Source organism: Acinetobacter sp. 25-47-130, from assembly GCF_056779705.1.
This window is the reverse complement of record NZ_JBWYII010000010.1, coordinates 16,873-31,602: the sequence shown is the minus strand read 5'-3', so window position 1 is coordinate 31,602 and position 14,730 is coordinate 16,873. Positions and strand designations below refer to the sequence as shown.

Here is a 14,730-nt window from a genome sequence, read left to right as displayed (position 1 = left end):
ATTTACAAAGGGGGATTTGTATTTATAATGTACACTAACTTTAACTAAAATAAACAAATAGTGACATGATGAATAAAAAAATTACCTTTTTACTAATGGGTTGTTTGATGAGTGGTGTTGTGGCAAGTACAGTACTTACACCAAACCAAAATCAGCAAAGCGGTCAGATTCCGAGCGGTTATGCTGAATTAGAATTTAAATTAGGTGATGGAAATTGGACGAAGCAAATCTATCTGCCAAACAATCCAAAAAATAATGACAAGATTAGAATTTCTTCATCGGCGGGATATACGGCGTATCTAGATACTTCCAATATAGATATTCCACTTGAATCAATTCAAATCAATAGAGGAAACACATTCGACTTTATTTATAGTGAATCTTTAAAAAAATGGCGAATCAACAGTACACCTAGTGCCATTGTCGATAATTCAAGTGTACAAAATATTATATCTAATCAACAAATCATACAGCGAGTTCATCTAAAAGATGGCGCTTGGGCAAAGAAAATAGTATTGCCGAGCGATGTAACTAACAATACGGTAATGTTGATTGAATCTGATGCAGGCTGGGATTCATCAATTGATACAACAAATCTTCTTTTTTCGAGTAATTTTAATTTAAAAAAAGGAGATCGCTATTGGTTTGTATTTAATCAAAAACTAAAAAAATGGGTTCCTGAATATATCAAGCCGAGGCAAATAAATGTTAGTTCAGTGGGTACTCAGTTAAATAAAACCGATAGCCCTTTAACTGAAATTATTTTTGGTGATGGAAACTGGGTGTCACAATTCACGTTACCAAGTTCAGCATATGACCGTGATCGTGTGATCGTGAAGTCGACTGCAACATGGGAAGCTACTATTTCAAATCAGAATATCAATACCTCAGCAACTTTAAAACTAAATAGAGGTGATCGATATGAATTTATGTTTGTAAAAGAATTAGCGAAGTGGATTTTAGTTTCTGCACCAGAACGTGTGATACAAGCGAAAGATTTAAATAATCAAAAAGTTCCTGATCCTAAACAACCAGTGACACGTGTTAAGTTGGCAAATGGAAATTGGCAATCAGTAATTAATTTACCTGATCGTGCTCAAATCAATGACAAGATAATCATAAGTTCTGGAGCGGCGTGGAGCAGCACAATTCAGGCATCCAATAATTTACGACAAACGATTCAAACTGGTGAAACACAACGTTTTGTCTATACATCTCAAGGATGGCAAGCTGATAGTGCAACGATTGACATGCTTTTGGTGAGTAGTCCTGCTGTTGCAGAGAAATTAGGTGCAAATGCAGCGAAAATTAGATTGATTGAAGGCTTTGACCTAACCAATGTGTCTGCAGAAAATTCAAATGCCAAGTTTTATCTACGCAACGTTGGTTATCTGCAATATAAAACACCAGGTTCTAAAACATTAAACAATGTCCTTGATATTGGTCGTGTGGACAAAGTTATTCAGAATGAGCGTAATCGCTTAAAAGCTGATGCTATATATTATGAAGGTGATGAAGAGGGCTGTGGTTTAGCGTACTTACTTGTAAACCCTAACTCCAATTATATGATCGGTAGTGGAAGTATTAACTGTGGAATCACGGTTTTACGACATGAATTCGGTCATAATATGGGGGTTAATCATCATGATACCGCTGGGCCAGCACGTGGTTTGGAGCATCCTTTGGGTAGTACGATTATGGGAGGTAATAGTATCTCTTATTTCTCAAGCCCAGATTTATTCCATCCAAAGTATGGATACCAATTAGGGGGTACGAATGATCGTGATGCTGTCACTATGATTAATAAAAATGCTAAAGCAGTGTCGCTATTCAAATAATTTATGAAAGTAATTTATATTTTATTGGGTGTAGCAGTTTTTGTGACTGCTACATTTACGTTATATCTAAAACCCGAAAAAGACAAACCATCTGCAAGCTTACAGCAGCATCAAGTTGAAAATGAACTGGGTCAAAATGTTTATGCTCATGACGAACGCCTTAAAAATAAGAATGAGTCATCGAGTTCTCATCTGATGCCTGAGCTTATGCCTGTACTAGAACAAAATGTTGAACGGCATATGATTCTTCCAGAAAGTTTTCAGCATCGGGCTGACACGGGTTATTTATTTAAGTTTAGCCCTGATCAAGTGGCGAGCATGAAAGAGGGCAGTAAATTTCCCTTGAAACTTTTGCAATTTGGTATCAATCGTGTGGCCGAAATTACTGAGATTGAACAAGTTGAGGATGGAATTGTGAGATATAAGGGGCAATTTGAGGATTATCCTGCTGATCTAAACTATTTTACGATTACTCAAAGTATTGAAGATCAATATGCAATTATTAAAGTTTATACAGATAAAGGGTCATATTTTGCTGAAGTAATTAAAGGGATTGGACTCGCTTACCCTGATCAAGTTTTACATGATGATGGGGTTCACGTGCACCAACATACGCATTGATTCATATGCAGACTTGAGATATGGTAATTTTCACAAAATTGTTAAAATTGATTTGTGATTATGCGCCGTAGTACTGTCATCCCATTCGTTTTGATATCGTCGATTCATATGGCTTCTTGCGATCAGTCCACGCAATCAAATCAACTCTTGAAACAGAATGATTCAATAAAAAATCAAGTAACACCTCAATATATTGGTTTATATCAAGGTACTACGCCATGTATGGGGTGTTTTTCGCGTTGTGATGATTGTCCTGGTATGGCTGTTGATTTACAACTTAACGCAGACCAAACGTATGTGTTGTCACGATTAAGTCTAAGCGGTCATAACCAAGCAGAAGAAATCAAAGGTCAGTTCAAATTCATTAATACTGAGAAGTCTTTGATTCAATTAAACGGTGTTCCAACCAGAAATATCATTCTTGTCGATTTGGTCAACAAAATGCTAGAAATTCGTATCGATGGGACTGGTGAGGAATACGAAAATTTTGATGATTTTAGTTTGAATTTAACAGGTTAAATTTTCCCAAGAAAAAAGAGTTGGGTTTAAATTGTTTTTTGAATGTATGAATGATCTGTAACGCATTCACTCTTGCCAAAAAAAACAGTATGCTTAGTCCTGTAATTAGGGAGCATTCATGTATCAGGTTCTTGCGCGTAAATATCGTCCACGTAATTTTTTAGAATTGGTTGGTCAAAACCATGTGTCGCGTGCATTAACCAGTGCTTTAGAGCGTGGTCGACTGCATCATGCTTATCTTTTTACGGGGACGCGTGGCGTTGGTAAAACAACGATTGCAAGGATTCTTGCTAAATGTCTGAACTGTGAAACAGGTGTAACATCTACACCGTGTGAAGTATGCCCAACGTGTACCGCAGTCAATGAAGGTCGATTTATAGACTTAATTGAAATTGACGCAGCATCCCGAACCAAAGTTGAGGATACACGAGAATTATTGGATAACGTACCTTATGCACCAACGCAAGGTCGTTTTAAAGTGTATCTCATTGATGAAGTACACATGCTGTCCACACATTCTTTCAATGCTTTACTCAAGACACTTGAAGAACCGCCTGAACATGTCAAATTTTTATTTGCGACGACAGATCCTCAAAAACTTCCAATTACGGTTATTTCACGTTGTTTGCAATTTACTTTACGCCCATTGGCGGTTGATGAAATCACTTCACATCTCACACAAATTTTAACTAAAGAATCAATTAATGCGGAAGCTGATGCGATTTGGCAGATCGCTGAGTCAGCACAAGGTTCTTTACGTGATGCACTGTCGCTAACAGATCAAGCAATTGCATATGGGCAAGGTGCGATTCACCACCAAGATGTGAAAGAAATGCTGGGTTTGATTGATCGCACGATTATATTCGACCTTATTTTGGCGATACATCAAAATCAACGTGCTAAAGTCAGTGCTTTATTACTCCAATTCCGTCAACAAGCACTTGATGTTTCTTTGGTGTTGGATCAACTCATTTCAACTTTACATGAGTTGGCTTTACTCCAATACTTACCAGACTTGAGTTTAAAATATAGTGCTGAGATTAATCAGAAAATTATGCAGCTTTCGAGCATGATTTCTGCTCAAGATCTACAATTGTATTATCAAATTGCATGTAAAGGTCGTGCTGAATTACAAATTGCAGTGACTCAAGAGCAAGGCTTTGAAATGTGTGTGCTCAGGTTGTTGGCATTCCGCCCGATGGCGAATAATGAGCAGCTGACCACTCAAGCACCTCCAGAACAATCAAATGTCTTAAAAGAAGCTGAAAATTTCAATCAGATTTCGACAGAGAATTCAGAATCTATATCGGCTGATCATCAAGAAGCAGGATCGAAAATCAGTTCGCCTGAGAATAATACGAGTTCGATTCAGCGTAGTCGTGATGTAAATGATGAGGAAAATACGGATCTAATCTTATTTCAGCAGATGATGGCATCTGATGATGAGGCTGTTCCTACGGAGTCAGTTCATCCTGAAAAATCTGAATCTGAAAGCTTGCATTCAACAGAATTAAATCATGCGGATGATGTCGGTCAGTCTGTATCTGTTGAAGTGAAACAAGAGAATTTAACCAACTCTGTGGTAGGCAGTGGGGAGATTGAGCTGACTTCATTTGGAGCAAGCTTTCATTCAGAGCCTGTTGAATCTTCTATTGTTGATCAAGACAATATTTTCTTTTTAGAGCCTAAGCCAAGTGAACATTCTGCTGAAAGCGCTGAATTGTCAGTTCAAGAAGAAGGATCATCGAATGGCACTCATTGCCCAAGTCTAGATCTACTTGATGAGAATAAAAATGTTGTCGCAGATGCTGGCTTAAAAGGTTTAATGCCTCAAGATATTTTAAGGCTTGAGCCTGTCGAATTGGTAGGTGAATGGGATACTCAAAAGTGGGAATATTGGTTCAGAAATAGTCCATTAACACCTGCGGTACAAGAATTAGCACAACAAGGTCTTATGCAAGGTCAAATTGATGGAACTTGTGAATTCTATATCCCTGCAAAATACGAAGCTTTATTGCACTCACTCATTCCGAGTTTAGAAGCAGTACTCAAGCAATCATTTTCAAAATCTCAATTAATCGTAAAATACAACGAACCAAACGGTGAGACGCCTTTCGATCTGCAGGAAAAGCGTAAGCAAAAGGCATATCGACGTGCTGAAGAATTGATTCATCAAGAACCCGTCGTGGAAGACTTGTTAAAAATTTTCGGCGGTGAGCTACATAATATTCAGCTTAAGTCTTAAGTTGATTTCGTCATAAACGTAGTTAAGGCTTCGCGTATTGAGTTTGGTAATTCAATACTTTTACGAGAGTCACGGTCGACAAATACATGCACAAAATAACCTTGAGCAGCAGGCTCTGATTGATTTTTCTTAAATATTGAAATGCTATACGTCACTGAAGATCGTCCAATCTTTTCGATAGCGACAGCAACATCAATCACTTCGGGGTAGGATAGTTCAGAAAAATATGTACATTTTGATTCAACAACGAGTCCAATGATAGGCGAAGTTTTAAAGTCAAATAGTGCGTGTTGAATAAGTAGCGCATTTACGGCGGTGTCAAAGTAGCTGTAATAAGTGACGTTATTGACATGCCCATACACGTCATTATCAGCCCAACGGGTTTGGATGGGAAAAAAGAATTGATAGTCTGCTCTAGTTTTTTTTGAAATAGTTGTCATATTTTATTCAGAAAGTTGATTAAAGATTTCGAGTCATTTAATGATAAATTGCTTGGTAGATGCTTAAAGCATCAGCATAGCTTAGAGCTCTAGGATTGTTTTGTAAGAGGCGCGTTTGTTGCATCGCATCATTAGCTAACATCTCTAAATCTGATTCTTGTACACCTAGCTCATTGAGTTTTAAGCTCAACCCACTCTGGCTAACATGCCTTTCCATATGATCAATAAATAAATCACATAAGCCATCAGTATTGCCTTTGCTATATGGGTCAATCCATTGCATCAGTTCAGCATAGTATTTCTTCGCTTGAGGTGCATTGAATTTCAGTGTTTCAACAAGCACGATTGCATTGGTATGACCATGCGATAAGTGATAATGCCCGCCCAAAGGATAGGCAAGCGCATGAATAGCTCCAACAGGAGCATTTGCAAATGCTTGTCCAGCCAACATAGAGCCTAAGAGCATTTTTTGGCGCGCTTCTAGGTTTTGGGGTTGCTCTAGAACAAGTTTTAAATTTTGATTCAATAAATCCAATGCTTGTTTAGCGAGCAAATCAGAATAGAAATTTTTCTTTAGTTTTGAGGTGTAGGCTTCAATTGCATGCACCATTGCATCAATTCCTGTTGCTGCAGTGATGTGAGCCGGAAGACCTTGAGTAAAAGTTGCATCTAAAATGGCAGTATCCGCATACAGAACGGGTGAAACAATTCCTGTTTTTGTTGTTTTGCCTGTAGTGACAATAGAGATTGGTGTAACTTCAGAACCCGTACCTGCAGTTGTAGGCACTAAGATAAGTGGTAATCGTGGCGATTGAGCTTGATTGACGCCATATAACTCAGAAATCGTTTGGGTTTGATTGGGGTGTGCAAGTACGGCAATAATTTTTGCCACGTCTAAGGAGCTACCACCGCCAAAACCAATGACTGCATCAATGTGTAAACGTTTTGCTTCATCTACTGCATTTAAGATGACTTCCTCAGGAGGGTCTGCAACGACATCGGAAAAAATACTGAACTCAGTCCCAGTAGCGTTGAAAATGTGAAGAATAGGTTGGTGGAGGTGATGATCAATCATTCCTTGATCTGTGACGAGAAGAACTTTATTAAATCGATGTTGTTTTAAAATTGAGCCAAGCTGTTGAATACTCCCTAAACCAGAAATAATATTCCCGACAGTTTGAAATTGAAATTGGCTCATCACACATCCTTTTTGCGCTTTAAATAAGATTATTGTTTTACAGTTCTATAGGATTCACTCCTTAAATAACTTAACATATGCACTGCGAAAGTATATGTATTTTTGAGGCGAAGATGACGACGAAAATGCCATACAAAATTTTATGTGTATGTTTAGGAAATATTTGTCGTTCCCCAACAGCAGAAGTGGTAATGAAACACTTTGCTGATTTAGAAAAATTAAATATTGAAGTTGATTCAGCTGGAACCAGTAACTACCACCCAAACAAAGCGCCTGATCATCGAAGTCAAAAGCACGCATTGAAACGAGGGTATGATTTATCTTCATTACGTGCGAGACAGATTCGTATTGAAGACTTTAAGGAATTTGATTTAATCTTGGCGATGGATCATGAAAATCTAGTCAATATTCAGAAACTGCAAGTTGAAGCAGCGCAGATATTTCAAAACCATGAATTGCGAGCAAAAATAGAGCTCATGAGTGCCAAGGATCATTCATATTTAAATCAACCCGTACCAGATCCTTACTATGGTGGAGATGATGGCTTTGAGTTGGTCTTAGATCAATGTGAGTCGAACAGTAAAGCATGGATTAGTTACTTAAAACCAATGTTGCAGCAGTCAAACGTTGAGTAAGATAAAAATATGATTGATATTCAAACTAATATACAACTCCAGTCTTTCAATACGTTGAATTTAAATGCTGTTGCATCTCATTATTGTATTGTTCGATCTCTTCAAGATTTGCGAGAAGCAATTCAATTTGCTGAGCAAGCTCAATTAAACATGATGATACTTTCTGGGGGGAGTAATATGCTGCTTCCCGAGTATCTAGATGCTTTGGTTGTTCAATTACATTTAGATGATCTTGTCCTGCTTGCTGAAGATGATACCTATGTAACAATTCGAGTAGGTGCTGGACGTCACTGGCATGAGTTCGTGCTATGGACAACAGAGCAAGGTTTTTATGGATTGCAAAATCTCGCATTGATTCCAGGGTGGGTGGGTGCTGCACCTGTTCAGAACATCGGTGCCTATGGCGTTGAAGTCGGTGAATTTATTGAATTTGTAGAGGCTTTTGATCGTACTAAAAATGAAATCGTACAAATCCAAGCGAGTGATTGTCATTTTTCATATCGACACAGTATTTTTAAAGATCACCCTGAGCGGTTTGTTATTACTGCGGTCATCTTTAAATTACTTAAACACCCACAACTCAAAATGCATTATGGAGATTTAAATGCTGCGATGGGCGATGACATTACGCCATATAATTTACAGCAACAAGTGATCAAAATTCGTCAAAGTAAACTCCCAGATCCTGCAGAATATCCAAATGCAGGGAGCTTTTTTAAAAATCCGATTTTAATTAAAACGAAATTTGAGGAAGTTTTACAGCTTCATCCCACGATTCCACACTATCCTCAAGCGGATGGTTCCGTAAAAGTTGCAGCTGGTTGGTTGATTGACCAATCAGGCTGGAAAGGAAAAAAATTAGGAAAAGTGGGAATGTTTGATCGACAGGCTTTAGTTTTAGTCAATTACGCCGATGCATCTCTCACAGATGTGCAGGCAACCTATCGCTCTGTGCAGCAAGATGTGTTAAATAAGTTTGGTATTTTATTAGAACCTGAGCCTGTTTTGTTCGATCAAAAAGGTTCTATTCAATCTCATTTAGTATAAAAAGGACAGTATGTCTAGAAAACATTGGATGGTGACAACGGTGCGTATGATGGCGATCATATTCGCACTTTTGAGCTGTCTCATGGTTTTCTGGTATACACCATTTTATTCAGCACTTGTTGTGAAATCACTTCACGCATTTGTCCCTATCAAAGTTGACGAAATTGCGGCCAAGAGCCAGCAAATGGCAGCGTTAACTGATAAGGAGGATTTGGAGCCTGGTTCAAGGTTGTGGATTGCAAGACAAGCTTATCTCAAACTTATTGAAGAACAATTGAATGATCAAGGGGCTGAACAGCTTGCTGAAATTCAAACTCGCTATGTTTTATTAAAACAAAAAATTAAAGATGAATTGCTTACAGATATAAATACAAAGAATGAAACTAAAGAGGATGTTGTCTTCGCAATTGATCAGCCTGATTTAGCCAGTGATGTTGCCATAAGCCAAACTGATTCAACAAATTCATCCATCAATGAAGAAAAAAATCAGCGCTTGGCTTTAATGGAAAAATATGAATTTTTCCTTAGAAATCATCCCTTAGAAGATGATGAGGTTCAAAAATTAGATCCGCAAATCTATAAAGATATCGCGTTGATTCAAAATGAAAATAAAACTTTATCAAATCAACAAGATAAACCTTATGCGATAGTAGTGTTGGGTGGTGGGTTGACGCTAGGGGATAATAAAATTGATATCGTAGTTAATGATTACACACGCTCTAGACTAGAAAAAACACTTGAGATTGAGAAGCAAACGGATTTACCTATTGTGTTGAGTGGTGTTGAAGCACCGTACATGCAATCTTGGCTAGCATCGCGTGGGGTAGAAGCGAATCTATTAGAGCAACGCAGCATGAATACCTGTGAGAATACACGCTTTAGTTCATTATTATTACAAAAAAAAGGAGGAGCGCCGACAGTGATTCTGATTACCGATCGTTATCATATGACACGTACACGACGTCTTTTTGCTTTGAACGGTATTAAGACAATTCCTGTTGAAGCGCCTATGCCTACAATGCTGACAACATGGCGTCCTAGCCAATTAAATTACGATCACAGTCGTCGTGCAAATTATGAATTACTTGCCACGATCAGAGATGTAATGTTTGGCTCTAGCGGTTGTCGGGAGGTGCCATAATGTCTGATATTCCATTTCTGAATCCAAATGTGTTGAAACAACTCGATTTACCCATTCCGAATCGAGAACAAACACCACTAAGGTTGGAACCTTTAAACTTAAATCGACCTTATTCTCCTTCGAAAGAGATTCAAGCTTATCGTCATCTTTACGCACTTGATCGTCTTGAAGCGAATTATTGGCAGGGTTATATCAAAATGCCTTTGTTCAAACTTCATGTGCAGGTGTATCAACCTCGCATAGAGCAGGTGAAAGGTACTGTATTCTTATTGCATGGCTATTTGGAACACAGTGGGATTTACCAACCAATTATTGGTGAATTGCTGGATCAAGGGTTTAGTGTTTTAACTTATGACTTGCCTGGACATGGGTTAAGTGATGGCAATGCTGCCAGCATTCAGAACTTTGATCATTATCAGCAAGTACTCCACGCGGTTCACCAATATGTAAAACAAGCTGATCAATTGCCTAAACCATGGCTAGGTATCGGACAGAGTACTGGTGGTGCAATTTGGATGCATCATTTGTTGGAGTTTGCTGAACAACGTAAAAATCCAATTGTAGAACGCGTATTACTCTTGTCGCCATTAGTCAGACCTGCAAAAACAGCATGGTGGCATAATCCAGTAGGCTTGGGCATCATTCGCCGTATTAAACGTGAAGTTCCAAGACATTTTAAACGCAATAATCACAATCCTGAATTTTTAAGATTTGTACGTCTAAAAGATCCACTACAACCGCGTATGATGGGGATGGATTGGATATTAGCAATGTCAAAGTGGATGTTGGAAATGGAAAATCGACCTGCATGCCGAATTCCAGTTTGGCTCGCTCAAGGTGCTCAAGATCAAACCGTAGACTGGCGTTATAATATCGAATTTATACGCAGAAAGTTTCGCCTTCAGACCTTGCTCATGTTAGAGGAGGGATCTCATCAGTTGATCAATGAGCGTGCGGATATACGGGCAGCATTAACGGGTTTAATCCCAGCATTCTTACATGCGCAAAGTCATAAAGGATACTTTTAAAATAAAGGTGCTGATTTCAGCACCTTTTTGATGAAACTAGAATTTGCTGGCATCTGCCAAATTCCACATTCTGAAATAGAAATTTTCTTCGTCTTTATCTTTACAGTTCAATAGTTGACCCGATTCTAACCAAAAATGTAATTGAGCATAATTTTTGATTTCACGATCATTTATACGTTGCACGAGATGATGAGCTTTAATTTCACTCGGATGATTTAAACCTGCAGCTGCTATCATTTCCGACAGTGCATGCAATGTATTTTTGTGGAAATTATAAACACGTTCTGCTTTCGTTGGTACATGTACTGCTTTTTGGCGCTCAGCATCTTGTGTTGCTACCCCAACAGGACACTGATTGGTATGGCAACTTTGAGCTTGGATACAACCGACAGCAAACATAAATCCACGAGCTGAATTCACCCAATCTGCACCTAAGGCAAAGGTACTTGCAATATCAAAAGCACTGATGATTTTACCACTTGCACCAATTTTTACTTTATCTCTTAATCCAGCACCTATTAAGGTATTGTGTGCAAACAAGAGCGCTTCACGCAGTGGTGTTCCGATATTATCGCTAAATTCAATCGGTGCAGCACCGGTTCCACCTTCTGATCCATCTACGACGATAAAATCAGGAACAATATTGGTTTCAAGCATCGCTTTGACAATACTCATAAATTGCCAAGGCTGTCCGATACATAATTTGAATCCAACAGGTTTACCACCTGATAGTTCACGTAACTTTTGAATAAAATGCATCATTTCAATCGGTGTATTAAAGCTAGGGTGGCTTGGCGGGGAAATACAATCGCGATCACGAGGAACACCACGAATTTTCGAAATTTCTTCTGTAATCTTATGTTTGGGTAAAATACCGCCGTGACCTGGTTTTGCTCCTTGAGACAGTTTTAGCTCAATCATTTTGATATTGGGATGTTTTGCTTGAGCTTTAAATTTTTCAGGATCAAATAGACCGTCTTCAGTTCGACAACCAAAATATCCACTGGCGATTTGCCAAACAATATCTCCATTATTTTCAAGATGGTAGGGGCTTAGGCTTCCTTCGCCAGTATCATGATAGAACTGACCCATGTGGGCACCGAGATTAAGTGCGCGTATTGCATTAGCACTTAGACTTCCAAAACTCATGGCTGAGATATTCATGATTGATGCGATATAAGGTTGAGCGCATTGATCATTACCCACTTTAATACGGAAGGTGCTGGTATCAGCTGGGAGTTTCGGTGCAAGAGAGTGGGTAATGAAACGATAGTCATCTTGATATACATCAATAATTGAACCAAAAGGCTTATCAGCATTTTCATTCTTTGCACGCTGATAGACTAAGCTACGTTGCATTCTTGAAAAGGGTAAAGCGTCTTGGTCTGATTCAATAAAATATTGACGAATTTCGGGTCTGAAATCTTCAAATAAGAAGCGAAAATGCCCCATGATTGGGTAGTTCTTTAAAATTGAATGTTTATTTTGAAGTACATCATATAGGCCTAAGACACTGAGTAAACTGGTCAGTAGCCAAATAATATTAATGACACTGTCGGATAGAAAATAATAAATATAATGGGGGCTGTAAAATAGCCTAAGCCACGTAATACTCAGGGCGATGATAATACAAGCGAACCATACAGAATGTCTTGAAAAAAAAGTGTTCAGTAATTTATGTCTTATTGCTTGAGCAGGACTTGCCATTTTTATTTTCCATCGTTCTTTACTGCAATTACCATACGAACTTCTATGGAATCAGACAAGTAGTGAATTGTTAGCTTACAGCTGTAAGCTAACAATTTATATTTATGGGTTTAGTTTTCTTCCGAAGGAAGCAACATAATGATCGAACTATTCAAGAGTTCCGCGAGATCTTCAAGAATATGTTGATCATATAAACTTTCATCTAAAGCGATCATTTCACCATCAGCGATACGTTTTAAATGAGGTTTAAATTCTTCGGAGATACATAAGCGCTCTCCATTTGCCCAAAAGTTAAGTTCATCATTGAAGTTGCTATAAAGCAAACGTGAAGCAGGTTCGATTTTTAATAAATAACCTTCTTCAAGTGCTTCTTCTAAATCACCTGTTCCAATTTCGTCATTTTCTGGAATATTGTTAGGATAACCAGGTTGCGAAGCGAGACACATGATGGCTTCATTTAGCATCTCAGGATTTTGCAGTTGAGCTAAAAGTTGTTCGCGCAAATAGCTAAGCTCATGATCTGAAATTTCGCCGACAGCAGTGCTGACAGAGCGTGTGATATCTAATAATGGTTTTTTCAGTTGCTCTTGTTCTGAAAAAGAATCACCAAGACTATCCATCATGTCTGAGATATTTGGCATGCGGAACCCGAAAGAATAGGTTAAACACTCATCTTCAGCTACGCCATAATGAGAAAGACCAGGTGGGACGTATAGTAAATCTCCCGGCGCCAAAACTTCATCAAAATGAACTTCCATTTCTTGCAAAAGTTTTAAAGGCTGACCTGCAACGAGTGCTGTCTGTTCATCACACATTTGCCCTAATTGCCAACGGCGATGTCCGTAACCTTGAACTAAAAATACATCATAAAAATCGAAGTGTTTACCGACAGAACCACCTTGTGGTGCGTAAGACACCATAATATCTTCACGACGCCATTGAGGAATAAAAGGAAATTTTTTCCATAATTCAGCAAGATCAAACGAATAGTGATCGACCGCTTGAACGAGCAGTGTCCATAATTTTGGCATTTTTTGGAAGTCTGCTTTGAGTAGTGGTGATGACTTCACATTCCATTGGTTAGGGTCGCGATCTTTTTGTTTGATTAAACGCGCAGTCACGTTTTCATCGAGTGCAAGCTCTTTAACATCATTGGGTTCAAGTAAACCCACAATTTCAGGAACTGCATTACGTACGAGGAGAGGTTTTTTTTGCCAATATTCCGTAAGGAATTTTTCAGTGCTAATACCGCCGAGAACATCTAAAGTTTGGGACATAATAAGGACTACAATTTAGTTTGGCTTATTGTCTCTTGAACTGTGGAAGCTCTGCAAGTGATGGAAATTAATAAGTGGGGATATTGTTTTGGATAAGCTATATAAGTTTGAAATATTTTTATAAAAATGTGTTAAAAGCAATTGATGTTTTAAAAAAATTAAGAGAATAATTGAAAATGGGTATTAAAAAACCTTATAGACGAACAGTTAGAATGTTTACAGATAACACGTATGGGTATGGAGGAAAATCGGAGTACATCCAGCATGAACGATATGCAAAATCTCCTGCAGATTTTATTAGAGCTTTTTTATTGATACAGGAAGATCTGAAAAAAATTTTTAATTACATAGAACCTGCAGATAAAAACTCTAATACTTATTCTCATAGAATTCATGAATTACTTGTAAGGACGCGTATAGAAGTAGAAGCTAACTTTACTGCTATTCTTAAAGAAAATAAATATCCTATTAATCCGAAGAATTGGAATATGAGGGACTATAGAAAAGTTGAGCAAAGTCATTATCTTTCTCAATATAAGGTATGTATACCAAATTGGAAAGGCAATGATGGTACTACAGTACCATTCCAAGAGTTTTCAAATACAGCACCTCTGTCTTGGTATCAAGCATATAACAGCACTAAACACGATCGCCATGAAAAATTTGAAGAAGCAAACCTTAAAAATTTAATAAATGCAGTATCTGGATTAACAGTTTTGATGGCATCTCAATTTTATACTTGGTCATTTAGTTCGGGTTCTAATGTGTTTACTGTAGAAAATGGACGTCAAACAGATGAGTTTGAGTCAAGTATTGGTGGATTCTTTAGAGTTAAATATCCTAAAAACATAGTAGATTCTGAAAAATATGATTTTTCTTATGCAGAAATTAAATTTGATAAAGATATTTTTGAGGAGTTCAAATACACTTAAATAATATTATTTCTCATTAGTTTAAGTTTTTTAAAAAATTATAAATTTATTGAAATATTGAAAAATGAACCAAAAAACCGAACAATCATGCTCGGTTTTTGC

General features: G+C 37.8%; 13 protein-coding genes. 9 read left to right on the top strand and 4 right to left on the bottom strand.

Annotated elements, in window-relative coordinates:
* The first annotated feature begins 107 nt into the window (after nt 1–107).
* The 4 genes from cpaA to dnaX all read left to right on the top strand — a co-directional run bounded on the left by cpaA (nt 108) and on the right by dnaX (nt 5,223).
* Complete coding sequence (gene cpaA, locus AC1M83_RS11480; RefSeq protein WP_481590725.1) at nt 108–1,838, top strand: metalloendopeptidase CpaA; 1,731 nt, start codon at nt 108–110, stop codon at nt 1,836–1,838.
* Between the two features lie 3 nt (nt 1,839–1,841).
* The gene (gene cpaB / locus AC1M83_RS11475; RefSeq protein WP_092767795.1) at nt 1,842–2,459 is read left to right on the top strand and encodes a metalloprotease secretion chaperone CpaB; all 618 of its coding nucleotides are present in this window, start codon (nt 1,842–1,844) and stop codon (nt 2,457–2,459) included.
* Nucleotides 2,460–2,519: 60 nt separating this feature from the next.
* Nucleotides 2,520–2,978, top strand: a complete 459-nt coding sequence (locus AC1M83_RS11470; protein ID WP_092767797.1) for a copper resistance protein NlpE N-terminal domain-containing protein — start codon at nt 2,520–2,522, stop codon at nt 2,976–2,978.
* Between the two features lie 118 nt (nt 2,979–3,096).
* Nucleotides 3,097–5,223: a DNA polymerase III subunit gamma/tau gene (dnaX, locus tag AC1M83_RS11465; protein ID WP_481590724.1), complete on the top strand. Its 2,127-nt coding sequence runs from the start codon at nt 3,097–3,099 to the stop codon at nt 5,221–5,223.
* Here the strand turns inward: dnaX and AC1M83_RS11460 are convergent.
* Complete coding sequence (locus AC1M83_RS11460) at nt 5,220–5,663, bottom strand: acyl-CoA thioesterase (protein ID WP_481590723.1); 444 nt, start codon at nt 5,661–5,663, stop codon at nt 5,220–5,222. The genes dnaX and AC1M83_RS11460 overlap by 4 nt on opposite strands.
* Nucleotides 5,664–5,700: 37 nt before the next feature.
* Complete coding sequence (locus tag AC1M83_RS11455; RefSeq protein WP_481590722.1) at nt 5,701–6,861, bottom strand: iron-containing alcohol dehydrogenase; 1,161 nt, start codon at nt 6,859–6,861, stop codon at nt 5,701–5,703.
* Between the two features lie 113 nt (nt 6,862–6,974).
* Between AC1M83_RS11455 and AC1M83_RS11450 the strand changes: the two genes are divergently transcribed.
* Genes AC1M83_RS11450 through AC1M83_RS11435 form a run of 4 tightly spaced genes read left to right on the top strand, consistent with a single transcriptional unit; the run spans nt 6,975 to nt 10,712 of the window.
* A complete protein-coding gene (locus AC1M83_RS11450) occupies nt 6,975–7,496 on the top strand; it encodes a low molecular weight protein-tyrosine-phosphatase (RefSeq protein ID WP_481590721.1) in 522 nt (173 codons plus the stop codon).
* 12 nt (nt 7,497–7,508) lie between these two features.
* The gene (murB, locus tag AC1M83_RS11445; RefSeq protein ID WP_481590758.1) at nt 7,509–8,543 is read left to right on the top strand and encodes a UDP-N-acetylmuramate dehydrogenase; all 1,035 of its coding nucleotides are present in this window, start codon (nt 7,509–7,511) and stop codon (nt 8,541–8,543) included.
* A 10-nt stretch (nt 8,544–8,553) separates the two neighbouring features.
* Nucleotides 8,554–9,684 carry a YdcF family protein gene (locus AC1M83_RS11440; RefSeq protein WP_481590720.1) on the top strand — a complete coding sequence of 377 codons (1,131 nt, stop codon included), beginning with the start codon at nt 8,554–8,556 and terminating at the stop codon, nt 9,682–9,684.
* A complete protein-coding gene (locus tag AC1M83_RS11435) occupies nt 9,684–10,712 on the top strand; it encodes an alpha/beta hydrolase (protein ID WP_035266046.1) in 1,029 nt (342 codons plus the stop codon). Before AC1M83_RS11440 ends, AC1M83_RS11435 begins: the two co-directional genes overlap by 1 nt.
* A gap of 36 nt (nt 10,713–10,748) precedes the next feature.
* On the opposite strand, the gene AC1M83_RS11430 is transcribed toward AC1M83_RS11435, so the two are convergent.
* Both AC1M83_RS11430 and AC1M83_RS11425 read right to left on the bottom strand, forming a co-directional pair.
* Nucleotides 10,749–12,419 carry an FMN-binding glutamate synthase family protein gene (locus AC1M83_RS11430; protein ID WP_481590719.1) on the bottom strand — a complete coding sequence of 557 codons (1,671 nt, stop codon included), beginning with the start codon at nt 12,417–12,419 and terminating at the stop codon, nt 10,749–10,751.
* Nucleotides 12,420–12,529: 110 nt separating this feature from the next.
* Nucleotides 12,530–13,696, bottom strand: a complete 1,167-nt coding sequence (locus AC1M83_RS11425; RefSeq protein WP_481590718.1) for a ribosomal protein uL16 3-hydroxylase — start codon at nt 13,694–13,696, stop codon at nt 12,530–12,532.
* A 176-nt stretch (nt 13,697–13,872) separates the two neighbouring features.
* Between AC1M83_RS11425 and AC1M83_RS11420 the strand changes: the two genes are divergently transcribed.
* Nucleotides 13,873–14,628 carry a hypothetical protein gene (locus tag AC1M83_RS11420; protein WP_481590717.1) on the top strand — a complete coding sequence of 252 codons (756 nt, stop codon included), beginning with the start codon at nt 13,873–13,875 and terminating at the stop codon, nt 14,626–14,628.
* Nucleotides 14,629–14,730: the final 102 nt, after the last annotated feature.